At 39.3% G+C, this 26,013-nt stretch carries 28 protein-coding genes and 1 pseudogene; 16 read left to right on the top strand and 13 right to left on the bottom strand.

Features of this window, described 5'->3' with window-relative positions:
• A partial coding sequence (locus tag ACYVSB_RS10175) for a transposase (RefSeq protein ID WP_461219278.1) occupies positions 1-350 on the top strand: 350 nt, incomplete at its 5' end.
• A gap of 5 nt (positions 351-355) precedes the next feature.
• Here the strand turns inward: ACYVSB_RS10175 and ACYVSB_RS10170 are convergent.
• The 12 genes and pseudogenes from ACYVSB_RS10170 to ACYVSB_RS10115 all read right to left on the bottom strand — a co-directional run bounded on the left by ACYVSB_RS10170 (position 356) and on the right by ACYVSB_RS10115 (position 11,183).
• Positions 356-1,123, bottom strand: coding sequence for a LytR/AlgR family response regulator transcription factor (locus ACYVSB_RS10170; protein ID WP_461219277.1), 768 nt, complete (start codon positions 1,121-1,123; stop codon positions 356-358).
• 5 nt (positions 1,124-1,128) lie between these two features.
• Entirely contained in the window at positions 1,129-2,445 is a 1,317-nt protein-coding gene (locus tag ACYVSB_RS10165; protein ID WP_461219276.1) for a sensor histidine kinase, read from the bottom strand.
• A 61-nt stretch (positions 2,446-2,506) separates the two neighbouring features.
• Positions 2,507-2,833 (bottom strand): LytTR family DNA-binding domain-containing protein, encoded by a 327-nt coding sequence (locus ACYVSB_RS10160; RefSeq protein ID WP_461219275.1) that lies wholly within the window; start codon positions 2,831-2,833, stop codon positions 2,507-2,509.
• A gap of 51 nt (positions 2,834-2,884) precedes the next feature.
• Positions 2,885-3,001: a bacteriocin gene (locus ACYVSB_RS10155; protein ID WP_461219274.1), complete on the bottom strand. Its 117-nt coding sequence runs from the start codon at positions 2,999-3,001 to the stop codon at positions 2,885-2,887.
• 291 nt (positions 3,002-3,292) lie between these two features.
• Positions 3,293-4,390, bottom strand: a complete 1,098-nt coding sequence (locus ACYVSB_RS10150) for a bacteriocin secretion accessory protein (protein WP_461219273.1) — start codon at positions 4,388-4,390, stop codon at positions 3,293-3,295.
• Positions 4,391-6,541: a peptide cleavage/export ABC transporter gene (locus tag ACYVSB_RS10145; protein ID WP_461219272.1), complete on the bottom strand. Its 2,151-nt coding sequence runs from the start codon at positions 6,539-6,541 to the stop codon at positions 4,391-4,393.
• 1,368 nt (positions 6,542-7,909) lie between these two features.
• Complete coding sequence (locus ACYVSB_RS10140; RefSeq protein WP_461219271.1) at positions 7,910-8,104, bottom strand: class IIb bacteriocin, lactobin A/cerein 7B family; 195 nt, start codon at positions 8,102-8,104, stop codon at positions 7,910-7,912.
• Positions 8,105-8,730: 626 nt separating this feature from the next.
• Positions 8,731-8,946, bottom strand: a pseudogene (locus ACYVSB_RS10135) (cysteine peptidase family C39 domain-containing protein); the annotation flags it as partial.
• 220 nt (positions 8,947-9,166) lie between these two features.
• Positions 9,167-9,316 (bottom strand): hypothetical protein, encoded by a 150-nt coding sequence (locus tag ACYVSB_RS10130; protein ID WP_461219270.1) that lies wholly within the window; start codon positions 9,314-9,316, stop codon positions 9,167-9,169.
• Between the two features lie 19 nt (positions 9,317-9,335).
• A complete protein-coding gene (locus ACYVSB_RS10125) occupies positions 9,336-9,500 on the bottom strand; it encodes a hypothetical protein (protein WP_461219269.1) in 165 nt (54 codons plus the stop codon).
• 43 nt (positions 9,501-9,543) lie between these two features.
• Positions 9,544-9,714 carry a class IIb bacteriocin, lactobin A/cerein 7B family gene (locus tag ACYVSB_RS10120; protein WP_461219268.1) on the bottom strand — a complete coding sequence of 57 codons (171 nt, stop codon included), beginning with the start codon at positions 9,712-9,714 and terminating at the stop codon, positions 9,544-9,546.
• A gap of 458 nt (positions 9,715-10,172) precedes the next feature.
• Positions 10,173-11,183 (bottom strand): hypothetical protein, encoded by a 1,011-nt coding sequence (locus ACYVSB_RS10115; RefSeq protein WP_461219267.1) that lies wholly within the window; start codon positions 11,181-11,183, stop codon positions 10,173-10,175.
• Positions 11,184-11,799: 616 nt separating this feature from the next.
• Between ACYVSB_RS10115 and ACYVSB_RS10110 the strand changes: the two genes are divergently transcribed.
• From ACYVSB_RS10110 to ACYVSB_RS10070, 9 genes are all read left to right on the top strand, one after another.
• Positions 11,800-15,708: a SpaA isopeptide-forming pilin-related protein gene (locus tag ACYVSB_RS10110; protein ID WP_461219266.1), complete on the top strand. Its 3,909-nt coding sequence runs from the start codon at positions 11,800-11,802 to the stop codon at positions 15,706-15,708.
• A complete protein-coding gene (locus ACYVSB_RS10105) occupies positions 15,705-15,971 on the top strand; it encodes a hypothetical protein (RefSeq protein ID WP_056943276.1) in 267 nt (88 codons plus the stop codon). Before ACYVSB_RS10110 ends, ACYVSB_RS10105 begins: the two co-directional genes overlap by 4 nt.
• A gap of 32 nt (positions 15,972-16,003) precedes the next feature.
• On the top strand, positions 16,004-16,336 hold the full coding sequence (locus ACYVSB_RS10100; RefSeq protein ID WP_056943275.1) for a DUF961 family protein: 333 nt from the start codon (positions 16,004-16,006) through the stop codon (positions 16,334-16,336).
• An 18-nt stretch (positions 16,337-16,354) separates the two neighbouring features.
• On the top strand, positions 16,355-16,723 hold the full coding sequence (locus tag ACYVSB_RS10095) for a YdcP family protein (RefSeq protein WP_100070917.1): 369 nt from the start codon (positions 16,355-16,357) through the stop codon (positions 16,721-16,723).
• 160 nt (positions 16,724-16,883) lie between these two features.
• Positions 16,884-17,477, top strand: a complete 594-nt coding sequence (locus tag ACYVSB_RS10090) for a type IV toxin-antitoxin system AbiEi family antitoxin domain-containing protein (RefSeq protein WP_003678254.1) — start codon at positions 16,884-16,886, stop codon at positions 17,475-17,477.
• Complete coding sequence (locus ACYVSB_RS10085; RefSeq protein WP_010011713.1) at positions 17,474-18,316, top strand: nucleotidyl transferase AbiEii/AbiGii toxin family protein; 843 nt, start codon at positions 17,474-17,476, stop codon at positions 18,314-18,316. Before ACYVSB_RS10090 ends, ACYVSB_RS10085 begins: the two co-directional genes overlap by 4 nt.
• 86 nt (positions 18,317-18,402) lie before the next feature.
• Positions 18,403-18,663 carry a hypothetical protein gene (locus ACYVSB_RS10080; RefSeq protein ID WP_010011715.1) on the top strand — a complete coding sequence of 87 codons (261 nt, stop codon included), beginning with the start codon at positions 18,403-18,405 and terminating at the stop codon, positions 18,661-18,663.
• 28 nt (positions 18,664-18,691) lie between these two features.
• Complete coding sequence (locus ACYVSB_RS10075; protein WP_003678258.1) at positions 18,692-20,059, top strand: FtsK/SpoIIIE domain-containing protein; 1,368 nt, start codon at positions 18,692-18,694, stop codon at positions 20,057-20,059.
• A gap of 39 nt (positions 20,060-20,098) precedes the next feature.
• A complete protein-coding gene (locus tag ACYVSB_RS10070) occupies positions 20,099-20,359 on the top strand; it encodes a hypothetical protein (RefSeq protein ID WP_010011717.1) in 261 nt (86 codons plus the stop codon).
• A gap of 51 nt (positions 20,360-20,410) precedes the next feature.
• Here the strand turns inward: ACYVSB_RS10070 and ACYVSB_RS10065 are convergent, their stop codons facing one another.
• Positions 20,411-22,240, bottom strand: a complete 1,830-nt coding sequence (locus ACYVSB_RS10065) for an RNA-directed DNA polymerase (protein ID WP_035457182.1) — start codon at positions 22,238-22,240, stop codon at positions 20,411-20,413.
• A 311-nt stretch (positions 22,241-22,551) separates the two neighbouring features.
• Between ACYVSB_RS10065 and ACYVSB_RS10060 the strand changes: the two genes are divergently transcribed.
• From ACYVSB_RS10060 to ACYVSB_RS10035, 6 genes are all read left to right on the top strand, one after another.
• The gene (locus ACYVSB_RS10060; RefSeq protein WP_461219265.1) at positions 22,552-23,751 is read left to right on the top strand and encodes a replication initiation factor domain-containing protein; all 1,200 of its coding nucleotides are present in this window, start codon (positions 22,552-22,554) and stop codon (positions 23,749-23,751) included.
• The gene (locus tag ACYVSB_RS10055) at positions 23,748-24,068 is read left to right on the top strand and encodes a hypothetical protein (RefSeq protein WP_010011721.1); all 321 of its coding nucleotides are present in this window, start codon (positions 23,748-23,750) and stop codon (positions 24,066-24,068) included. The genes ACYVSB_RS10060 and ACYVSB_RS10055 overlap by 4 nt, the downstream gene beginning before the upstream one ends.
• Complete coding sequence (locus tag ACYVSB_RS10050) at positions 24,061-24,354, top strand: hypothetical protein (protein ID WP_461219264.1); 294 nt, start codon at positions 24,061-24,063, stop codon at positions 24,352-24,354. The genes ACYVSB_RS10055 and ACYVSB_RS10050 overlap by 8 nt, the downstream gene beginning before the upstream one ends.
• A gap of 141 nt (positions 24,355-24,495) precedes the next feature.
• On the top strand, positions 24,496-25,218 hold the full coding sequence (locus ACYVSB_RS10045) for a DNA-methyltransferase (RefSeq protein ID WP_003678263.1): 723 nt from the start codon (positions 24,496-24,498) through the stop codon (positions 25,216-25,218).
• Between the two features lie 23 nt (positions 25,219-25,241).
• On the top strand, positions 25,242-25,463 hold the full coding sequence (locus ACYVSB_RS10040; protein ID WP_003678268.1) for a hypothetical protein: 222 nt from the start codon (positions 25,242-25,244) through the stop codon (positions 25,461-25,463).
• A 25-nt stretch (positions 25,464-25,488) separates the two neighbouring features.
• A complete protein-coding gene (locus ACYVSB_RS10035) occupies positions 25,489-25,992 on the top strand; it encodes an antirestriction protein ArdA (protein WP_003678269.1) in 504 nt (167 codons plus the stop codon).
• The last annotated feature ends 21 nt before the right edge of the window (positions 25,993-26,013 follow it).

Below are 26,013 nucleotides of genomic sequence, written 5' to 3'. Positions count from 1 at the left end.
CTGCTTCGATCTTCGCCAAACGGAAGTTTGAAGTTGAACCAGTTTTTGGAAATATTAAAACGAACATGAATTTTATGCGCTTCTCTGTACGTGGGAAACGGGCAACCAATAACGAAATGGGATTGGTGTTTATGGCCGCTAACCTAAAAAAACTGACGAAGTCATTATTAAACAATGACAACCTATTGGTAAAATTTGAGCGTTTTATGGCGCTCTATTTGTGTACCCCAAAAATAGATCTGGCCGAAAAAAGAAAAAAGATCGAACACCCAGGGAAAACAGAATGTTCGATCGTCTTTATTTTTAGATCGGCAATTATGGCCGTGCCTCGCGCTCCTCGCGCTTTTTAGTTGTGCTACTCAGTACACGACTTTTGGCCTGCTAAAACAGCTTTGAGTTTCCGCCTCGCTAAATAACACTCTGCACCATTCTTGAGGTGCAATATGCCAGATTCGCGATTGATGCTAACAATATTGCACGCATTAACAACGAAAGATTTATGACACCGAATGAACCTCTTGTCGGAATCCTCAATTTTTTTTAAGCTTGAATAAAACTCTATCCGCTGAGTTGACGTGACGATTGCCACTTTATGCGGTTGGAGAAGCGTTTCAAAGTACAGAACATCACTAAACGGAATTTGCATGCTCGTATACTCAGTTTCAAATTGGAATACATCTTCAGGTACGGATTGTCCCCCTGACGCTGCGACATACTCTAAACACGAGCGCAGTTGGGATTTAAGTTCATTTTCAGGCTGATCTTTCGCGATAAACTGTAAGGCAGAAACCTGATAAGTATACGTGATAGGTGCAAACTCTGAGTGCGTTGTCACAAATACAATACTTGCAAAACGATCTATCTTCCTGATTTCTTGTGCCACTTCAAGCCCTTTACGAACCTGATTGACTTGTGTAAGTTTGTCTTTTATTTCGATATCAAGAAAATACAATATCTGGTTGCCACGATCTGATTCGTTTTGAGCTTTTTTGATCATTGTAGTTGCCGAACCGGTGTCAAATAACTCCGACACCACAAAGCTGTCTCGCATGATGATATGCTCCAACATTGACCTCAGCCGTTTACGTTGCAAACGATCATCTTCAAGTAAGAATATCTTCATAGGTCCTAATTCACTTTCTTTGAAATTACAGTTTGGATGACCCAACCATCGCTAATAGACGTTTCGCACCAAGTGTTGAGATGCTTTTGTAGAATTCTCTGAACATTGTTGAGACCGTGCCCATGAGCAGCGCCTTTGGAGCTATAACCTTCTGAAAACATTTTGTTGATCGTGATTGTTTCCGTGTTAGCAGAGTTCTCAATATGCGTGACGAATAGGTCATCCTTGTATAATAAAGCGATTCGTAAAATACGATCTTTTGAGTTGAAGGCGCCTTCTATGGCGTTATCCAACAAATTCGAGATTACTCGGACATAGTCTAACAGGTCAATATAGCAATCCGTGATACTTTCCTTCACCTCTAAGATCACCGTGACGTTCTTTTGTTGCGCGGCTAATACCTTAGCAGAGAGTACGCTCTTTAGTGCAGGATTAGGGATATTTGAAAGATCCTCAATATTTAGTTTGGTGTGCGCAATGTCTGTTTGTGCCTCAGCCAGAACGTCGTTATAGACTGACTTGATGAGCGCAATATCCTCAGTCTTAATGCTTTCGTTAAGGGTCAGCACTATATTTGAAAAATCGTGGCGAAATCCAGCAAGCTCTTGATATAATCGCTCGATTTCGAGATAGTATGGTAAAGAATCCTCATATTGTTCCGCCTTGGCATCCTTTAATTCCTGCAGCAAGTAATTTCTTGCTTGAATCCCCAAAAACGCTAACAGTGCAAAGAACATGAAAATGTAAATGAAGAAAATATATTTCGTGTATGAGCCAACCTCAACTGATGATTTCTTCATGGTTTCAACTGAGTACACAATTAAAAAGATGATAAACGCAACCGTCAAAATTCTGTTCGCTGGCCGGAGAATATCGTGCTGAACATAGCTCGCATCTCCTCCCAACACCGTGAAATTGATATGCATCGCCTTTAATGCGATCCAGTGAAGTAATAACGGGAGAGCCACAATTCCAATGATCTGTAGCGCTTTAATATTGTAAATATTATCCGGCAAAAACAGGTAGAAAGCTAGGCCAACGAGGTTTGTTAGCAACAGTGAAATAAAGCTTGTATAGATGCTATAAAAGTACGTTAATCTGAGACTTTGATAGCGATCGCTCAGATAAGTTTGTACAAACATAAAGGGCAGTACTAAGACTACCCAGTAACCATTAAGAACTGGCATTGCCAGTCCTGTAATCAATAATGAAATACAGACAGCTTTTATCGATGGTCTGGTCGCTGTAACCCTTCCATAGACTACCCAAAACAGCACCCATTGCCACGCAATCAATAACATATACAAGAGTAGTTTTAGCATCTAGTCACCGCCCTCAAAAGTTGATGTTGCTTCACTTCTGATAATACCATACGAGCGCAGCTTATATTGCCAACCAAGCCGTTATCACGGATTTATACAGCCCGCGTGAGCATCTAATGACGTCATGTAAGGGAACCACAAAGTTGACAATACGAGTTGATTTTTCAATTGAAATCACTTTGGCTATATTAATAATACAGGATCGATTACTAAAAACCAAGTTTATACTCTGCTTTTCAAACCATTGGAGATTGTCATACACTAAGTACTCATTTTTTTCTGTCACAATCTTTAGCCGATGTGGCTTTTTTGTTGTTACCACATAAATTATGTCATCCAGTGGAATCTTAAGTGTTTGTTCCCTACTGGTCGATACAAAATAGCCCAACTTGTACCTCCTTCACTACAGGTGTGCCAATAAACAGGCAGTTACTAATTCTCAAGGTCGCTTCTTATTAATAAACGGTGTAAACAAGTAATCCAATAGAGACTTGCCGCCGCCAACAACCTGTTGCAACTCTTCTTTGCTCATTGTTTCGATATATTCTGTTTTCATGTTCATTCTCCTTATCAATATGCTTTATTTGATAATCTTGTCCTTGTAATAATTAAAATAAGTCTTCTTACCCGTAATAATCGATGCCGATCCTTGTAACCCATAACGCAGTAATTTTCTATCGGTATCATTCACTTTCGTACTAGCGATAACCTTAAAAAAATTCCCTTTATTCGTCCGTTCCGGTGCGATTGCGATCTTGGTAATCTTTCCCTTGATTGTGAGCCTGTCCGTATTTTCCTTGTTTGATGTAAATCTCAACCAACTACCCACATGAACGGATGATACTTGTTAGGAACTGATATAGGCCACTATTCTGATGGGTCGTCCTGCTTTAATCGTAGGGTAGATCTGTGCCAGTGTGGTACCAGTTGGGATTTCACGTTTAGCCTTCATCTCATCACTCACATGCAGTATGCCACTTCTAGGTGAGATGATGGTATTCCTCTTCGCTGCATCATCTTGGATCGTAATATTAGATGCGATTTCGTCTAGCTTTATACTGATTTCTGTCATCTCTTTGGCTACGCGCAATAACTCCTGTGATTGAAGAGATTTCAGCTGTAATTCTAGACTTGAATCAGCTGTCATCAGTGCACCTGATCCCGCTCTTTGTGTATTGTAAGCATTGATACTCTCTTGCAATTGAGCTATCGAAGTCTGAATTTCAGTGATTATTTTATTTTTAGAATCAGAGGTATTTCCGCTTTTTTCAATCGTATCATGATACGTTGCAAACATTGACCCTAGCGAGTTGCTATCGCTAATTGACTTTCGGTTATCCCGTATTGCTGCTTTGACTTCCTCATACTCTGAAATTTTTTCTGCTGTCTCTCGGCTTGCCTTATCAATGGCACTTTTTGTGTCATTGATCATTGCATTTTGTGCATTAACGTCTGAGTTGTCTTTTGCAGACTTCACTTCCAAAGTATGGCGCTGATTCAAGTAATCCGTTAACTGTTGCGAGTAACCGAACTTATCATCACTTCCAAACACTGATTGATTTGTCTCTATCCCTTCCTTCAACATACGCAGTTGCTTCGCTTGCTCTTTTAAGTCAGATTGCTGTTTCAGCAAATACTTTAGCTGTGTCTCATTATTAATTCCCGAGTATTTCACCAGTGTCTGTCCCTTTGTAACCTGCATATTCTCGAACATATTGTTTTGAATGATATTGTTAGACGTAGTAGATTGAATATCTGCAATAACTCGATTCGGCTGGATCTCACCACTCGTTTTCAGAGAGACTTCTCGTTTAGCTACTAGGCTAAATACAACGGACAGGAAGATTATCAGTGTTACGGGAAGAACAATCATTGTCGCAAAATTCTTGTACCTACGATTGTAAAATTCACTACTTTCAAATAACCTGGTATTCTGTTTATCCATTTAGCTATTATATAGCCGAGCGTAGAAGCCATCTTTCGCTAACAGCTCAGCGTGTCCTCCTTCCTCAACAATTTGGCCTTGATCAAGCACGATGATTTTATCAGTTCGTTCGGCGACCGACAGGCGATGCGCAATAAAGATGATTGTTTTATCACGCATTTTCATGAGATTATCAATGATCCGCTTTTCAGTCAGAACGTCCAAACTACTAGTGGCTTCATCAAGGATCAGTACGGGGCTATCTGTAAGTAGTGCTCTTGCCAATGCGATTCTTTGTTTCTGCCCACCTGAGATGGTTAGCCCATCTGATGTCAGCTCTGTTTGATAGTTAAGCGGCATCGATTCGATGTCTTTACGAATTTCCGCCATTTCAACAGCTTTAAGTACATCTGCTTGCGTGACACCATCTCTAGCACCCAACATCACATTCTCTAAGATGGTACCCGCAAATACATACGGCTGTTGTGGAAAGTAATTGATTCTTTGACGTAAAGTAGATTTGTCAACCTGTCTAACATCAACGCCATTAAGACGAATATTGCCCTCCGTTGGATCAAAGAAGCTTATGAGAAGCTTTGCCAGGGTTGATTTCCCTGACCCACTCACCCCGACAAAACTGATTTTAGATCCGGCTTGTATGGTTAGCGTTATGCCATCCAGCGTTTTGCGCCCAAACCCATATTTATATGACACATTATCAACTGTTATGTCACCGGCCAACATACTTGCGTCAGTAATCGTCCGTTTTTCTATAAACTCCGATTCAACAAGAAAGACTTCGTTTAATCGAGTGTTCGCCACTTTCGCAGACTGTAACTTCGTCTGTAAATTAATAATATTTTCAAGTGGATTGGTGAAATATGTCAGCAAGGCATTAAACGTAATTAATTGCCCAATAGTGATTTTCCCATCCATAACTAAGGTGGCACCATACCATAAAATCATGGTATTCAGAATCAACTGAGCTACGGCCTTAATAGCTGCCTGCAGCGACTTGGTCTTTGTATAGCTGAATTCCTTTCGTAAATAATCAACAAACTCGTGGTCAATTTCTTTATATCGAGTATCCTCACCACATAGCGACTTGATTGTTTCAATCCCATTGATATCCTCGATGATTGAAGAACTTAATATCGCATTTGCTTCCATCACATCATGATTCATTCGTTCAAATGGTTTCATGTATATCCAAACAATCACCGCAAAAATTGGTACTGACAGCAAGGCAAGGAAAAACAGTTGCGTATTTTGGATGATTAATACCACCGAGATCACACCCACCATTGTAATATCCAAGAAAATTGAAATAATTGTACTTGCTAGTGCATCAATGATTGAGTTTGCGTCTGTGAATCGTGAAATGATTTCCCCTGTTCTACGAGTTGAGAAGAACGACATGGGTAATTCAAAAATGTGTCTGATATATCCCAGTATCACATCAATTGATAATCGTTGTCCCATCACTGCAAGCAGATATTCCTCGGCAAAACTGATTACTTGTTGAATAGCGTACGCTACGATCAAGCCTAAGGAGATAATTCCTAAAGTGGAACGCATTTCGTCCGGAATGTAGGTATCAATGATTGCCTGCATGTAATACGAACCAACCACGTTGATTAACGTGATAATTAGGGCGGCAACCACGATGTTAACAATCAATCCGTGTTGCTTTAACAACAGTGGTACAAAGTCAAGTAACCCATGTTGCTTAGCTTTCTTTGGACGGTATTCTGGTGTAGGCGCTAGAAATAAAGCTACACCGGACCATTCTTCCTGAAAAGATTTAAAGCTCATTCGTTTGATTTTGGCAGTTGGATCGGGATCACCCACGATCACCTTATTGTTCTTCACACCGAATACAGTGTAATAGTGGAGCAGTTTTCCCCCCTTCACAACATGAGCAATAAAAGGATACGGCGTATCTTTCATATCAAAGAGGGACATATCCGCTTTGATCGCTCTTGTTTCAAAATTTAATGATTTGGCAGCTTCGACAATGCCCAATGCCGTAGTACCCTGATTAGTCGTCTTTGCTAAATCTCGAAGTTCAGCTAAAGAGACTGTAGTGCCATAGTGTTTCAGTACCATGGCAAGCGCTGCAACGCCGCAATCTCGCATATCCACTTGTGCTACATATGGATACTTCGTCATTTCCTCAACTCCTTGCTGTTATGATTGTATTATCAATAAACTAGCCCAGAGCAGATAGGGGTATTTCCGAAACGGTAGTTCAAATCATCCTAAACGGTATCTATACCGTCATGGCTTGATGAACAACATGTCATCACGCAGTGCATGTCATTCCAGACTTTCAAGTTTTAGAAAATAACAGACCGAAAGTAGAAAACCTCGCCACCTATACTCCGTTAGATCAATTTACCTTTTAGGACATAATATCAACCGATGCAGACTTGGCTATTGTGCATAAATCACACACTTGATATTTTCTTGGTAACACCCGTATAACTCCGTTCTTTACCACGTAACCAACACTATCAACGAATTACTTGGAAAACGAAAACAGGTGTTGTAGGCACTTCGGGTGAAGTTATGTTAGGTCAGCAAGACAAGCGCCATCGGCGTTAATCATATTGAATGGAGGTATACCTCTTGTTTAAGACCATTGTCATCGCTGTACTCATTTTGTTAATTTTTGTATTTCTTAGCGTTACTGTTGTAGCAGGCATATGGCAACTATTTGATGTCATACGACGAGGCAAGCCAAGAACAACTTTTTCTGATAAATGTTCACAGATTGCACAATTAATGAGTGTTTTTCTTCCACATGTATAACCTACAGGGAGCGATCAATAATGAAATCTGAAAACATTACAAACGTAGAACTCGAAGACGTAATTGGCGGCAGAATGGAAGCATCCTCCATCGGATATGGCGTTCCTGGTAGCGGTCGCTGGCCTACAATGAAGTGGAGCTTCAACTTCAAGCGCTGGTTTAAGTTGTAATATCAAAATCTCCGTTGTAAGTTAATTGCTGATTTAGCACATCACTTTCCCCGAAAATTATTAAGCCATGGTATAACGCGCGTTTATCTCTTTGCGTAATCGTATCATGGCTTTTGTTTTGTGCGGAAAACGCTTAGTGAGCAGAATAATGGTGGCAATATTGCGCAATCACCTTCACATAATATTGGATATGTCTAAACGAATAGTTGAACGGACGGAAACTTGGCAAAAGGTGGACGACGTCGTGGCCGTCATCAATGTAGTTACGCATATCCCCAAAGAGAAGTAACGAGACTTGCTCATTGATCCGAGTTAAATAGAAAATACGGCATCCAAGTTTTGGTCTGCCGTATCGTCAACTATTATTGTTTATTTTCCTGTTTTCTCGTAATTATTGGGTACAGTATCAGATTGGCACTGATAACAAGGGAATATAACATTATGCTGGAAACCCTACCGTTCGCAAGGATTTCGTTCATCAAGCTCAATGCAAGAAATATTGTTGAAGAAATTGTTATTATCTTATAGACTTTCAATCCTGTTATTAACAAAGTCCTCACTCCGAATCATTTCTTTTTTTGGAACCTTTCATTTTATCACCGATGGAATATCCTACAGCAAATGTTCCACAAAAGATACCCACAGCCGCACCGACGAGCGTTCCAGTAATGACAAAACCACCCTCTACTTCGGAAAGCTCACAATCAGAAACGCACTCAAAATCATTCAACGTTTTTATTTGATTAGTCATTTTGTCCACCTCTATCGAGATCCTACATAGATACCTGCTGCCAATCCCGCAAGTGCCACAGCCCCAGCTGCTACGGCCTTACCGGTAATAATTACCTCACCAATAACAATGGGGAAAAGCCCCCCTCCGTCACCTCTAACTCTTGTTGAGACAATGTATCGAAACGATTCAATGATGATGTTTGCATAGTCTTTACCTCCACGATAAAAATCTACATTTCTCCAACAAATAGTCGCGCAACTATTATGAGCTTAAAGTATCATTATGAACACTTGACGCATAGCATAGTTTCCGAAGCGGTACTGATTTAGTTCCGAATCGGTAACTCTACCATTCTAAGTGTTACACTTCATCGTATCTGAAACACTAAACATGTTAGTCACTAAGATATTCCTTGATTAGCCTGTAATCATGCCATCATAATACCAATTCCGAGTAACTCCTGAACTTCAACTCGTTTGATCACCTCCTGAACATTTTGTACGCGCTTACTGGCACGTGACCAAAGTATACAAGGAGGTCCTGGTAATAAATAGAAGTAGACGATTTCATGACACGAGTGGCCGATTCTAAGGCACTGGTGGACGAAAACTTGGCAAAAGGTGGACGACGTCATGGCCGTCATCAGACATATCAGCTTTAATGGCTTTTGTTTCAAACAGCAGTGCTTTTGCCGCTTCTATATTTCCTAATGCTGTTGTCCCTTGATAGTTTGTTTTCGCCAAATCTCTTAATCTTCTATCTAATGATTTTATGCTTCCATAATGTTTTAATACCATGGCAAGTGCTGCGACACCACAATCCCTCATATCTACTTGTGCTACGTACGGATACTTTGTCATCTCATCAACTCCTCGCTGCTGATAATCCCATTATCTTAAACGCATTTCTATATTTCCAGAATGGCGGCCTTACATCTCTAAACGGCAGCAATCTACTCATGATGCAAAATATTGATTGAATCAAAATGTCAGCACATCAAAAAACAGCCCCAACTGGGCTGCCTGCACATAATATTATTTCTACTGATCTGCTGCTGGTTACCAGCCCGCTACTAAAGATCTAAAACCATTTTGCGAGTGCCCTACCAGTTTTATAACCTACATCGTAAATTGCCTTAACAAGACCTTCACCTGGCCAGCTTCCACCATAGATCTCAATTTGTTCTGTAGATGTCAACTCAGGAAAACTGCTAATAATACTTTGATTCATAATCATTACCTCCAATCATCTAACCCAACCAGCTCGCAAGGGCACTTCCCGTTCGATACCCTACTTCATACAACCCTTTAATAATTCCTGGCCCAAAATATAAAAGTGCTAAAAGTCCTGCTACAATAACAAATATTGACGTTGTCTTTTGTGAAAATGAAAACTGAGAAAACAAATTATTCATTATATTTACCTCGTTTAATACCGATAAGGTGTGATACTACCGACTACTTTTTCTTCTTTTTCTTTCCGTCTGTGTATCCCACAAATACCCCAGAAGCGTAGACAACTCCGACAATGACTAATCCTGCTACAACAGGCCCAAACCCGCCTTCAAATTCTTCAAGCTCATCACCAGTGACTCCAGAAAACTTTGCTAAAGCTACGTTATTTTCCAACATATATATCAGTCCTTTCGTTGAGTTTGAATAGTTGCGCAACTATTGTATCCCTAAGTTAACATTAGCAGTATTATTTGAATATTCTCATTTCCGGAATGGCAGGTAGATTAGTCATAACCGGTATTTACTTGCGTGGAGACTACGGTTGGGCATACTTATCCGTTCATTATATAAGTGCAAGATTTCGCTAGAATCGGTATCTATGCAATCAAATTTCCCCAACCGCTAAATTTTCAAATTAAAAATCCCGTCAAGATTCACAACAATCTTGGCGGGGTTTTGGGGCACAGTGCAACTTTACCCACAGTTGCACTGTGCCCCGAATTTCTATCTAATATTAGTTGCAGAGTTGAGAACATAATGAGTAACCATGACCACGTAATGTCCAGATAAAAATTACATAATCTGAGCTTTCAATATTTGGTATTTAGCCTTCATACTATACCTCCCAGCTATTATGGTTCGTCTAATCTCATCACTTTTATCAACAAGCTAAGGATAAATGTTGTATAAATCCAGAAGAAAAGAAGGTTAACAACTCTGATGAAGTTCTGTTTATTTGTGTGAGGAGAATTTGGCGAAAACGTGACAGGTGTTGGCGATGTGACTTCATTCATGAATTGTAGAGTCCCATACGAAAATATTTCGACATAATCATACCCATCCTGTACAGATCCATCGTCATCACTAGCTTTCTTTTCACTGATCTGAAAAGTCGTATGTTCAACGACTTCCGATGAGATTGCTGCGCTAACGAGACCAATCAGACAGCTGGCTGCAACTAAGAAGATTGTTAAATATTTCCAGTAATTCCGGTATCTAACTTTGTTGAATATAGATTTCCGATCGTCAGGCGATAAATCACCAATCTCCTTACTAATTTCGGTGACCTTGTTCTTCTTTATTCGCGCAACTGTTTGAATATACTGTATTCTTGATACGATTATCCAGATAAAGAACGCTATGCAGGGTATAAAGCTTTTTGTTGCGTCCGAAGCTATAATCATCGAACCAGCGAACGAAAAATCGCTGGCTAACAAAATTGCAGAGGTTACGAGGAGTGTATCTCCCCCTTTATAGAACCAGGCACAGACCCCGATAACTCCCACACCAGCAGCGATAAGTCCAATGAATGTAATAATGTTTACTAGAGAGCCTGGTTGAAAAAAAAGAGAGAGCATGCACATAGAGAGCGAAATCGCAGCTAAGTAGATTCCTCGATATCCTGCACTAGGTTGTTTTATGGAAGGTTCATTCTCGTGTTTAAGAATTAATTCCAGACTTTCAAACACTGGCATTGAGATCTGCATTAGGATATTTCTGGTAATTTTATTTTTCTGAAGCTTCTTTTTGAAGTTCTCATTTTGACCAGCCTTATACTGATTTACAGCGCACAAGACGAAGACTGCCATTAAATCAAGTAGAATAACAGTTGCTATTGTTAGAATTAATACTAAAACAATCACATCAACCACTCCCCAATTAGCGTATATACTTTTATTCTATAATACAATCACACCCAATGAGGTTGTTCCAGTTATCTATATTCCAATCCTTTTTTGCGTCTCATCCAAAAAAAGCAGCTCTCCCAAAATGAGATAACTGCTTCCTGGCAAGTGTGACGTTCGAAATGTTGTTGTACCATCGTTTCTGAACTTTGAAATAACAGTTTAGCGTTTGCTAAATTGACTAGCTTTACGAGCTTTCTTAAGACCTGGCTTTAAATACTCGTAGGTTAATAAGTTTACATAGCGTTCAAAAAACCCGTTAAATTAACGTTTATGAATTTCAGAATTCTAGGTCTTTCTTATTGTTTCAACCGTTTTACCCCAAATTGGGGTACACTTCGGAGGAACGTAAGGCTTCAAACCTAGAAATCAATTCACGAATTATTAACATTAATTGCGATTGTTCGTTCAACTACTATTTAATGGTAGAAACACAACCAACAACTGCTTATCAACTCGGGTTTCAATTCCACATACACGTTCATAACCTCCTGTTCAGTAGATCAATATTAAAATTGGTCTACTTTTTATTTGCACTGAAATTCTTCAACAAATATTTAAGGAGGTGCTGTCATTGCAAACAGCAACCCGTAAAGTTTCTGTCTGGTTAGCCTTGCTGACCTTGTTCACTTCAATTTTTATGACCCCGATCACAAGTGCTTTTGCCGCTGACATGACCAACATTAAAGCAGGTGATTGGATATCCTCTTGGCAACTAAATCTGTTGAATGGTCTCCATTGGACAGACAATGGTATTTACAAAAAGGTGGTTGATGGTCAGGTTGCCTTTTGTGTCGAACATGGAATCGATATTGAAAATTCTGGTTCAGGTTGGACACCCACTAACTATTCAGCAGCAGAAAAAGATAAATTAGCCTCAATAGCCTACTTTGCTTACCAACAAAACCCAACTGACGCTAATTATGGGCTTGCACAAATCATGATTTGGGAAGAACTAAATAGTGAGCTATTGACCACCAATTACCCAGATTATCAGGCAAAAAAAGCGGCTGTGTTGAAAAAAGTGACTACATTCAACACTAAGCCGTCATTCAATGGTCAAAACATTACTTTAAACGTTGGTGATTCAATCACTTTAACCGACAATAACGGTACTTTAGCTTCATACATTGAACAAACCGCTAATACTGCCAACTTAAATATCACAAAATCTGGTGACAAATTAACTTTAGCCGCTACAGCTAACTCCAAAGAATCTGGTAAAATTTCCTTTGCTAAAGCTAAAGCAGCTAACATTGGGACCTCATTACTCTATGGCAAAGGCAATCAACAAAAACTCGCCTATTTCAAACTGCCAAATGGTAACAACTTCGATCTCAATATCAAAGTCAATCTCAATGGTAATTTGAAAGCTAAGAAAGTTGACGCGGATACCAATAAAGCTTTGCCAGGTGCGAAACTCAAATTTGAGTACAATGGTCAAACCAAAGAGGTCACCACCGGCACTGATGGTTACGCCGCTTTAAACGACATCAAGGCGGGTACGCAAGTCAAAGTTTCAGAAGTAACCGCACCTAATGGCTACGTTAATAAAGGTGAAATCAAAACGGCAACAATCACACCTAACCAAACAATCGAAGTCGTTCTTGGCAATAAAGAACAACTTGGCAATGTAAATCTAACGAAGATTGGCCGTCAGTTCGGCACCAATATGTTTAACAGGTACTATTCATTAAATGGTGCCATGTACGGTGTTTATTCAACTGATGGTAAAAAAGTTGGGACGATCACTACCGATAGCACCGGCAAAGGTACACTACAAAATCTGAAGCTCGGCAACTACTACGCCGTTGAAGAAAAGACACCAGCCGGTTATATCCTTAACAACGAGAAAATACCTTTTGAATTGAAATATGCTGGTCAAAACGTTGCTGTCACTGCTACCTCGGTTAAAGCGACCGATGATGAACAATTCGGCACTGCCACTTTGATCAAGGAAGATGCTAAAACTGGTAAAGCCCCACAAGGCGCTGCTTCACTTGATGGTGCCGTTTATGAATTACATCGAACTTCCAATGATGAGCTGGTTGATACCGTTACAATTAAAAACAATCAAGCGAGTGTCGCCAATTTAAAATTGGATGACTACTACTGGATCGAAAAGACGGCACCAACTGGCTATATTAAAGATACTGAAAAACACGCGTTCAAACTAGCCTATGCTGGTCAAAATGCGAAAACGGCCACCGCATCAACAACGGTTAAGGAACAAGTTATTACGGGTGGTTTCGATTTAATCAAAATTGGTAACTATGATTGGCACACCGCACTTTCTAGTCATTTAACCGGTAAAGAAAATAAGTCTAACCCACTGGCTAACGTTGAATTTACAGTCACTAGCAACACAACAAACAAGGTCGTCACAACAGGGACAACCGATAAAGAAGGTTATCTCAAGTTTACTGATCTTCCCTATGACACTTATACCGTGACGGAAACAAAAACACCAGAGGGCTACAAAACCGCCGATCCATTCAAAGTCACGATTCATCAACAAAACGAGACCCATCATTATTCAGTCGTCAATAATGTATTGGAAGAACGTTTGAAAGTGGTCAAGGCTGACGCTGAATCCGGGAAAACAATTTCGCGCGCCAACGCCGGTTTTAAAATCAAATCACTGCAAACTGGTAAATATGTTTCCATGCCTAACCTCAATCACGATGGAACAACTGATACTTTTATGACTAATGAAGAGGGCTACTTGACCACAACTGAGGCGCTCCCCTATGGTCAATATGAATTAGTCGAAACACAAGCACCATTAGGCTATGTTCTTGCCAAAGACCCAGCTAAATTTTCGATCACTGGCAAAGATAGTGATGGTATTGTGACCGTCAAGTTCACGGATAAGTCGCAAAAAGGCATTGTCACTTTGAATAAGACTGGCGCCACGCCGGTTGAAGTGACTAAACAGTCAACCAAGTACGGCGAACAATACGGTTTTAACTATGACTACACCCCACTGGCCGGTGCCAAGTTTGAATTTACTGCCAGCGAAAACATCACCACCGCTGATGGTACCGTCCATGCCAAAAAGGGTGAAATTGTCGCCACTGCTACGACTGACGCTAATGGACAAATCAAAACGCCACAACTTTATCTCGGCAAATATTCAGTTAAAGAAGTTGCTGCACCAAATGGTTTTGTTCTTAATGACAAGCCAATTGATTTTGAATTGAAATATGCTGGTCAAAATGTTGAAGTGACCTCCACTTCACTCAAAGCGACTAACGATTTTCAGAAGTTGAACGTGACTGTTAACAAACAAGCAGAACAAATCAAGAATTGGGATAAGAACAAACCCACGATTGAAAATAAAGCTGCTAATGGTCAAGTCTTCGGACTGTTCAGTAAAGCCGGCTACAACAAAGGTGACATCAATGTTCCGGCAAAAGCATTAGTCGCAACTGCGACCGTCAAAGATGGTAAAGCAACTTTTGCCGACATTCAATTGCCTGAAGGTAGCTATTATGTGCAAGAACTAGATGCCGGTGAAGCTTATCAGCTTGATGACCAAACTTATGATTTTGAATTTAAGGCAACTGACAACACCACGACTAAGAATTTAACGATCAACGGTGATAAAGACACCCCAATTCTAAATAAATTACACTTCAACGAATTTACCTTTAAGAAAATCAATGAAACCGCCAAGCTAGTTGAAGATAAAGGTTATCAATTCACTTTTGATGGCAACGCCAAAGGTGCAGTGTTTGAATTACTGGATAAGGATAAGAAGGTCATTCAAACCACTACAATTGATGACAAGTCGATTGGTGCCTTTAAGAACGTACCAGTCGGCACCTTCTATTTACGGGAAAAGACGCCTTCCGCGACTAACCTAGTTTTAACTAAGGATTTAACTAAAATCGTTTCAACAAAAACTGGTATCACTGCCTACAATGCTAAAGGTCAATTAATTAGTCAGGATAAAAAACAGGCAGACGAAAAAGCAGCAACTGAAACTAAGGAAACCACCGAAACACCAGAAATTAGTTTCACGTTGCAAAATAGTTTGATCAAGGGGACTGGTGAACTAACCAAGACCAATGTCAGCGATGGTAAAGTCTTGCCAAACACTGGTATCAAGATCCTTAATCAAGACGGTAAAACCGTTGTGTCCGGTCGGACCAATGATAAAGGAGTTTTCAGTTTTGCCAACCTACCTGCTGGCAAATATCAGTTTGTGGAGTATGACGCACCAAAAGGCTATAAAATCAACGAAACGCCAGTTGATTTTGAAATTACTAAAGATGGTGAAATCGTCAAAGCGCAAATGAAAGATGAAGCCGTTGATACGCCACTACTTCGCCTACCACAAACCGGTGAAGAACGTAATCAATTGTTAAGCGTTATTGGCGTGATTCTACTATTAATTACTGGCTTAATTGTGTGGTGGATGCATCATTCAAGAAAAGCTAGTGATGACTTGTATAATGACGAGGATGACAGTGAATGATCTTTATTTCATCTATTAATATGTATCTTTCAAAAGAACCCAGTGTTTTAATGACCGGTACGATTGTAATCAATCACGCTATGATCATTAACAATGTTAAATTGATTCGCGGTAACCAGCGTCTGTTTCTAAAATTTCCTGAAACTACTCAAGGCCGTGTCGTATATCCCCTATCCGCTGAACTTTATCAATATTTACTTCAACAAACAATCGAATACTACAACCACTATAAGTCAGAACTCAAAAACAATTCTGACTTTTAAAATATGCAAAATTTGAAAGCGAGGAATTCTCCATGGAATTAGATTACATTATCCCCAAAGTACGCGAAACATTTGGTCGGCTTGAATTTGGCAAAATGATCGAAGAAATTCGTGAACCATCTCGTAACAATAACGGCCGCGTTGCATCACGAAGATTTAGCGTTTTTTCAGATATCCAAAAGGCTGATAACATTGAAATCATTCTACCAGCTGCTGCCGGAGTGAAGGCCAGTATCAAACAAGATTCACCGATTGATTTAGTCAACCCGCGCGTGATTGCAGTCGGCTATCGTGTGGAGAATCAGTCATTCGTCAAATATGAATGTTATGCCGATGATATTGTCAAAAAGGATTTAACTAAATAATGAAGGGTAGGAATTAATATGCGCTTAGCAGAAGGTATTGCACTCGATTCAATCAAAACATTTGGAGCCTTAAAATTCTCGGCAATGCGTCGTGAACGTTTTATCAACGATGATGAAGGTAACCAGACCACTGAGATTTCTGAACGTACTTTTGATTTAAAGAGCTTTGAGAAAGGAAAAATGATTCAAGTTTCGATTCCAGTGGCGGCTGGTGAAAAGAAGTTTGATTATAATCAGCTGGTCGAAATGATCAACCCAGTTATCGATACTGTTTCTTCTTATGAGTTTGGTGTTGGTATGTCAGTTTCATGGTATCTCAAAGCCGACGATCTTATTCCAGTAAACCACAACAAAATTCAGGAAAAACCAACTAATGAAAAGAAATAACTCAATGAAACGGAAAATTCGTTCTCCTACCAACTATCGGCAGGTATTAATAAATCCAACCGAAACATAGTAAAGTCATATTGAGAGTTGCGAATCACTTCTCTAACCTATATACTATAAATATGATAAATTACAGTATATAAGGTGGTGTTTAATAACAATGGATACTTTAGCCCAACTAGAACACGACTACCCAACGTTCATTTACAAAACCGCACAAGAATACGGTTTATCCAAGGATGAGATTCGTGAATTATCAACTGATGGCACCATTGAAAAGCTTGAACGTGGTATCTATATTTTTCCAGGCTACCTACTCGATGAATTTAGCTTGATCAGTCAAAAGTTCTCGCGTAGCGTCTTCTCGTTAGTTAGCGCCCTAATCATTCATGATTTGACTGATGAAATGCCGCTTCATTACGATCTGACCTTTCCCCAAGGATATCATCCAAGCGCCGCATCATTGAAAAAGTACTCTATTAAGGCGCGCTATCTATCGAAAAAGCGCTATTTACTTGGTATCGAAACCGGCCAAACCGAAAATGGGGGCACGGTTCAAGTTTATTCTAAGGAACGAACCTTATTAGATGTTTGGGAATCAAAACAAATCCAACCCTACATCAAAAATGATGCGCTTAAAAAATATTTAGCCAACTCACCTGCTGCAAATAAGCTCAAAGATCTAACTGAAATCAAGGACAAATTATACCCAAACAGTACTCTACTAAAAGTAATGGAGGTCTACATGCAATGAGTGAAGTTGATAAAATTCTACCAATGATCAGAAAACGTGCCCGTGAGCTTGGCTACAATATTCAACATTTTCAGAAACTCTTTTTTCTAGAACACTTTTTAAAGCAGATCTCTGAATCTAATTATCGCCGTTACTTTGTTCTCAAAGGTGGTTTTGAAATCCAAAGCCTTGTCGGAATTGAAAACAGAATGACCCAGGATCTTGACGCAATCTATATTGGGCCGGCTTTACAACCAGATAAATTAGCAACCGTTTTGCATGAAGTCTTCGAGCAATCCACCGATTATGTCAATTTTACAATCAAGTCGATTGAACAAAAACAACTTGATGATGATTATCCCGGAATTCGTGTCAACCTGCTGGCACAAATGGGAAAAAGTAAAGTTAGTGTCAAGCTGGATATTTCAAAAGGTAATTCCCATGAGACGATTCCAATCATGATTGATCATCAGAGTATTTTAAACGCGGATGAAAAGTTTTCAATTTATGGCATCCCCATTGAAAAAATCTTGGCAGATAAATTATCAGCATTTCTTAATCACGGCATGTTAAACACTCGTGCTAAGGATTTATTTGATGTTTATTCATTGTCCATTCTCTATCGAACTGACATTGATCTTGTGCTTTTAAAAAAAGAATTTTTCAAAAGTACGGCGTTTGATCATATCCCAGACAAAACGATTGAAAATCGTTTAACTGAAATCAGTGCCCTATCCGATTCTGAAAGCTTACACACTTCGTGGCAACAGTACCAGCAACAATATGACTACGCACAATCAATTAGCTACACAGCCGCACTAGAAGCACTTTTCAATCTCATGAAAGAAATTAAAAATTAATACGCTAAAATCGACATTTCAAATTTATCGTAATATCAAAGTCAAGACAAAAAGTCTTGGCTTTTTATTATGGACAGAGGTTATTTATGAAAGCACTGACAGTCTTTAACGAAATCGGCTTTATGGATGACTTTGTCGCTGTCATTAAGGACGGCACACCTAGCAACGCCGAAGATAAATTAGAAACAGCGCGAACTATTGCTATCGAGTGTCCTGATTCCAACTTTGGCTTGACTGCTTTACCTGAAATGACCAAAGATGGTATCGCAAAAGAATTTACTTTTAGCACCGCACAATCAGATGAGGGTGCCATCATGACCTATCTGGGTATGACTGATGGTGCCTGATTCAATCAACAAAAGGTAGGTGAAAAAATTGCGTGAACTTTTTCAATATCGCGGAACTAAAATTCGTCCGCGTGATCAAAACTTAATTTTACAGACTGTTTTAGGCTCGGCCCTACTACTTTGGTTTCCACTGACCATTCTATTTTACTGTCCGGTGCTCAGTCATATTAATATTAAGACTATTTCATGGCCGCTAATTCGACAACTGCCTTGGTCGTATCAAGGACTAATCATTAGCTTAGCCGTAACATTATTTTGCTTAATTCTTGTTGTGCTTTTAGTCATGTACAAGTTTCCCGATTATTATCGTAAATTAGTCCATCGCCAAAAGATTGCCAGAATGTTTATGACTAACAACTGGTACGAAAAGAATACGCAACAGTCAGGTGGTTTCTTCAAAGATTTAGATACAGGTAAAACTAAAGAACGAATTGCTCACTTTCCCCGCATCTATTATCGTTTAAAGGATGGCCTAATTCATGTTCAAGTTGAAATCATGATGTCATCATACCAAGAACAATTACTCCACCTTGAACCAAAATTAGAATCTGGCCTTTATTGCGAAATGGTCGATAAAATTCTGCATGATTCTTACGTTGAATACACGCTACTCTATGACACAATCGCTCATCGGCTTTCGATTGACCAGGTTGTCTGTAAAGACGGCGCCGTCAAATTGATGGAAAATGTCTACTGGGAATATGATGCTTTACCGCATATGCTAATCGCTGGCGGTACCGGTGGTGGTAAAACTTATTTCATTCTAACTTTGATTGAAGCCTTGAGTAAAACCAATGCCAAACTAACTATTCTCGATCCTAAAAATGCTGATTTGGCTGACTTAGAGGAAGTACTTCCTGATGTTTATTACGATCCCGATGATATGTTAGCTGCACTAAGCCGCTTCTATGATGAAATGCGGCAACGCAACACGGAAATGAAAAAAATGGACGGCTACCAAACCGGTCAAAACTATGCCGCACTTGGTTTACCTGCCCATTTTCTAATTTTTGACGAATACGTTGCCTTTATGGATATGATTGGCCGTGATGCCATGACTGCCATTAACAAGCTTAAACAAATCGCCCTACTTGGCCGTCAATCAGGTTTCTTTCTAATTTTAGCTTGCCAGCGCCCAGATGCTAAATACCTTGGTGATGGCATTCGTGACCAGTTTATGTTCCGTGTTGCGCTTGGTCGTATGTCAGAGATCGGCTACACCATGATGTACGGTCAAACCAATAAGGACTTCTTTCTAAAGCCAATTAAAGGCCGTGGCTATGTTGATACCGGTTTAAGTGTCATTAGCGAATTTTACACACCATTAGTTCCAAAGCATTACGATTTTATCGAAACAATTGGTCATGCCTACCAAGAATCACATCAATCTAGTTGAAGTATTTCTTCTACATTAAAAATGAAAGAAGGTGCCACCATGCAAAATATTCAATTGATCAATGATATCGATTTTATCGAAGATTTTTCTAAAGTCACCACCAACTTAACAACTCGTGATGCCGAGGACTATCTTGAATACATGTGTGGTAAAGCACGTGAAAGCCCTGATAGTAACTTATTTCTTCAGTGTCCTTCACAAGCTACGAAGAACGGTATTAGCAAAATTTTTGATTTTTCAGTCGGCACACAAAAAAATGGCTTGACTATGACGTATACAGGATACCACGACGATAAGTAAAAATGCACAAAATTTATAAAGGCCTATCGACAATATTGAAGAGTTATTAGTTTAGTCGTCCACTTTAAACATTAACTTAAAAACTCCAAGCTTATTGTACGAAATCTTACCAGTTTTTCTATCTTGAAAGAAATTCATAATTTCTTTTTTAAAGGCATGTCTATCCTTTTGATGTTTCTTAACCTGCATTTTTCTAGCATATTGATAAAGTTCAAGTAAAATGGGAAACCAACGTGAATTTTCAATTCCAATAGGCTTATCACTTAAACTGACCTTGGCCTGAATACAATACTGCGACTTAACAACATTCCAAATACGCTTGTTTTGAGCAAAATCTTTTTTTACAAAAGGACACAATAATAGTACATCATTGCTCAAAGTATTTGCGCTTTGAATCATTAACAATAATTCGCCGAGAACCTTTTTTCGAGGCTTACTCGAAAGATAACTACCTAATAAATTATAGTGCCAGATCTGTAATTCTGTTTCTGGGTAATTTTCATTTATAAATTGGGTCACATTCATTAATGTATTCAAAACAATATTTTGACGTTCAGACCTACCAATCATCAAGAGTATCGCATCCACAAGTCGGTAACAGTGTACTGAAACAACTGGATAAGCAATAGCCGTTTTTAAAATTACTAGGCACAAACTTTGTAACACGGATACATGTGTTTTCTTAACTTTTTTTGAAACGACCTTATTCTTAAAACTTGTCAAAATCGTACGAATTTGAGAAATATTATTTTCGTCAATAAGCGTACCAATCTTCTTTCGCAAGTCAACGACGTTATTCATTGTCAGAACAGCGGCTTCACCAAAAATTGACCCTTTTTTTTCATTGAAAATTGGATCATCAAAATTACCACCCTTTATCGCTGGAAATCCGCGTCCAATCTTGGTCTTCTCTACTTTCCTATTTAAACCAAAAGAACGAAAAATACGATCAATTTGAACAAGTGCTAAGCTGAGTGCAGCCTGATTATCTCCATAAAAAGTAAAATCATCCACAAATCTCTTAAAAGTTATTTCTTTCAATTCTGGTCGACTGTTAAGTATAGTTTGAATTGCGGAATCTAGTGCTAAACCAAGTAATTCAGCACTAAATTGCGAAGAAAATGGTCCTTGTAGAATACCTTTAGTTTGATTATCACTGATTCGCATATTGAAAACATCTAAAAATGTAAGAAGCGGCCTACACATTCCAACTGTTACATTACCTGTAAACGGTGGTAAATCAGCTAATTTATCAAGCTGATGAGTATAGATATTCTGATAATAGCTTTCAACATCTAGCTTCATATAGAAAGGATGTTCTCCCTCATCAGTAATATTTCTAATCTGATTATATTTATAGACATCATTCGATTTTGTCTGAACTTCATTTCTAAATCCGTGAAGTATATTCAAGTTTACAGTTTTCTTTAAATCATAATCCATTCTTGAAAAAACTGTTAAGTCCTGACCTAATATTGGCGAATCAGAATGGTTAGTAACAGTTTTGTACCCGTCCCCATCAGCATAAAAAGGCATTAGCCAGTCATCATGGGCCAGAAGAATATTGTGTGCAAATGCAAAATACCAAAGAGGATTGGCAATTCCCATAGGTCGTAAGGTCAAATCATTTTTAAAAGCATAATATTTTATTGACTCTGCTCCATTACTGTATATATATTTTGGCTTTTCAAGTACTCTATAATTCAAGTTAATAATATACTGATGTTGATCATCAAATTTGTATATTTCATCCATTTTTCCATCATCAATAGCCCTTAAAACAACATCGCTATGAATAAAAAAATCATTAACAAACGAAGGCAAATTGGTAGAAGAAAATTGGTTAAATATGGCATTAATATTATCTGATTTAATAGACATTACCCCAAAACTCCTTTATGACCAGTCTTAAGGTAATACTACAGCAAAATTAGCGATACTAATACTATTAATTAGAAACTTGGCAACAAGTACCAGCCCGCCGCGTGGCAACGCGAAAAGCGCGAGCGGGCTGCGGCCGGCTTTAGCCGGTCGCTCAACCCCCAGTATCTAACAGGGGGGTAGAAATAGACAATTCAACATCGCAAAAACATGTATCAACCGTGATATATCAACAATTAAATACGATCTTGCAAAAGCAACTTTGACCTAAAAAAGTTGCTTTTTATTTTGCCTAAAAAGGAAGTGGATCAATGACATGGGCTGATAACGTTAAGGCTAAGCGCAAAGCGCTGGAACTTACTCAAGCTCAGTTAGCCGAAAAAATTGGTATTACGCGCCAACATTTGCAACGCGTGGAATCAGGCAAACAAAACGCCAGTGTTTCCCTACAGGAAGAAATTGATTTGACCCTTGATAACTGGATCAACGAAACGGAATTGGATCTTAATATCGACTATGTCCGGATTCGTTTCCCCACACATGACGTAGATTGGGTACTACAGAATTTTCTTTATTTGAATAAAGATTACATGCTCTTTGATGACTGGGGTTTCTACGGTTATGAAGCACACTACACCTTCTCCAACATTCAGGTCATGATTGCCCCGACAAACGACAAGTTAGGTGTTCTACTCGAATTGAAAGGACAAGGCTGCCGTGAATTTGAAGGTATTTTACTAGCTCATAACCAGACATGGTTTGATTTCTTCCGCAAATGTTACGAAGCTAAGGCCATCTTTAAAAGAATTGACTTAGCCGTCAACGATCGTGTTGGCATGTTAAATATTCCAGAATTAATTGTTAAATGTCAACACAATGAATGTGTCTCTGTTATGCGCCGCTTTCAAGGTCTGAACTCCGGTGCCATGACTGATGACGGCATCAACGGTGAAGGCGCCACACTATATATTGGTTCTATGAAAAGTGATATCTACTTTTGTGTTTATGAAAAGGCCGCCGAACAAATTTTTCGCTATGGTGAAGAATTCGCAGATACTAGCATCAAGAATCGTTTTGAAATTCGCTTGAAAAATGATCGGGCTACCGTTGCGATTGAAGATTTACTCAGTTATCGCAATGTTGAACGTACTGCCTTTGGCATTATCACCCGCTACGTTCGCTTCGTAGATCCCGGTAAAGGTGAAGAACGTTCCAATTGGCCGACTAATCAAACTTGGGCGGCCTTTTGTGGTAAGGGACGGCCGCCCTTGCGGCTTACGCTAAAACCTGAACCATTCGACCTACGCAAAACCCGCGGTTGGATCAAAAAGCAAGTCGCTCCAATGTTAAAAGTACTGCTAAAAATTGATGGCTATGAAGGCAACAATCAAACGATGACCATGATCAAAAGTGCTGAACTCCAACAGAAACATCTAAAACTGCTTGAACAACACACCATCACTAAAGATAACGTAATCGGTGATTATTTTACAAAGGAGGAAACTGATTGAATACCAACTTACCCCTTGTTAGTCTATCTACTGACCAAAAAGAATATGTGTTAAATATTTATCGCTATCGTAACCATATTGTTGGCGTGATCGAACGCACTAATTTATTGCAACTCTTTGAACTCACCGAATTTGTTAAACCTGTTAATTATATTGCTTGGCGTTTTCGTTTGTATTGGCCGTCACCCTTATTGGATGTTCACGGTATACCGTCAAACGATAAATGTTTACTCAAAAAAATAACCGCCATTAGCGTCCAATATCATATTCCGATTTACGGTCAATATCAAACAAACAATCGAGATCAGCATGAATAGTCCCCTAGCAACCTTGATCACTGAACATAAGGATTGGATCTTCAATGCTTATGACTATCATGGTCAAATTATCGGCCTGGTGGAAGATACAAACTATCTACAACTTTTCGAAATGACCCAGTACTTCTCCACACCGGTCGATTACTTTGATTGGCGTTTTTCAATTCATCGGCCAACGCCAATGCTTAACGTTTACGGTAAACCCTGTTACAACGATGAATATCTGAATTTCTTATTTAGTGTCAGTGCCAAAACTGGCTTATCCTTACTAAATCAACGTTTTTAGATTAACAACTACTACTGAATGGTCGCGTTATACCCTGACAAAAATAATGCAATTTAAAAGGAGCAAGTACTGAAATAAACCTGTGGCGGTGAAACCAATATTTTACTTGACACTATTTATAATGAAGACTGTTTACTTGGAATGAAGAAACTACCGGATCAATCCGTTGACTTGATTCTTTGTGATCTTCCTTACGGCACAACTCCTAACACATGGGATTCGATCATTCCGTTTGAACAACTTTGGCAACAATATTTACGTTTGATCAAACCTCGCAGTGCAATTGTTCTAACCAGTAATCAACGTTTTAGTTTTCAGCTCTACAACTCCCAGCCTGAACTATTCCGTTACAAGTGGGTCTGGGTCAAAAGTAATGTCACTAATTTTATTAACGCCCACCATCGGCCAATGTCACGGTATGAAGAAGTACTTGTATTTTCAAAAGCGCCGGTGGCTAATTCTGATAATGCCATGTTCTATTACCCACAGGACCTGATGCCCATGAACAAAACCATCACTAATGCGCAAACTAAAGGCTTTGGTAACCAAGTACACCCATGGGCAGCGCCAGAACAATATGTTCAAGAGTACCAGAACTATCCGAATGATATTCTACGGTTTAAAGCTGATAAAAATATTTGGCACCCAACCCAGAAGCCAGTCGCATTGTTTGAATACCTGATCAAAACTTATACGTTACCCGGACAAGTTGTTTTAGATAATTGCATGGGTTCCGCCACAACGGCTATTGCTTGTATTAATACTGACCGGCACTACATTGGTTACGAACTTGATCCAAATTATTATCAAAAGGCCTTAGCTCGGATCAAGCAACATCACTCGTCGCAAACCTCACTTTGGTAAATTTAGAAAGGAATTGATAATAAATGAACTTCGGACAAAATCTCTTCAACTGGTTTACAAGCAACGCCCAGTCTTTAGTGCTAATGGCAATTGCAGTGATCGGTGTTTTCTTAGGCTTTAAACGTGAATTTTCTAAACTGATCGGCTTTCTGATCATTGCATTGATCGCCGTGGGGCTGGTATTTAATACCGCCGGCGTCAAAGATGTGCTATTGAACTTATTCAATCGTGTTGTTGGTGCCTAATTACTGCAAGAAAAGAGGGAGCTAAATGGAAACGGTACGCGTTTTTATCGTCAACTTAGGTTATTACAATCAAGGCAAACCCACTGGCAAATGGTTCACACCGCCGTTATACCCTGACGCTATTGCCGAACAACTGGAATTGAAAAATGACAGTGAAGAGTACGCGATCCATGATTACGAAGCACCATTTGAAATTGATCGCTTTGATTCAATAGACGAGATCAATCGTAAGTATGCCGCTTTAGAACGGCTTGAAGAATATGATTTTGGCGCTGACGTTAGTGCCTTGATTGGCGAATGGTTCCGTGATATTGAAGAACTAGCTGAAAACGCTGAGGATATCATTATCTATAAAGGTGTTTCAGATATGGCCGAGCTGGCACAAGATGCTGTGGAATCTGGTGCCGTTTTCGGTGACCTGCCAGATCAAGTCATTGCCTACCTCGACTTTGAAGCACTGGGTCGCGATATGGAAATTGAAGGTAATTACTTGGTTACTAACAGCGCTATTTATGAATACGCAAATTAAGTTTCTGCTCGGGGGCTGGTC

The sequence above is a fragment of the Lapidilactobacillus salsurivasis genome (genome assembly GCF_054785215.1).
The sequence above is the reverse complement of the archived record's forward strand: the minus strand, read 5'-3'. Positions and strand labels throughout refer to the sequence as shown.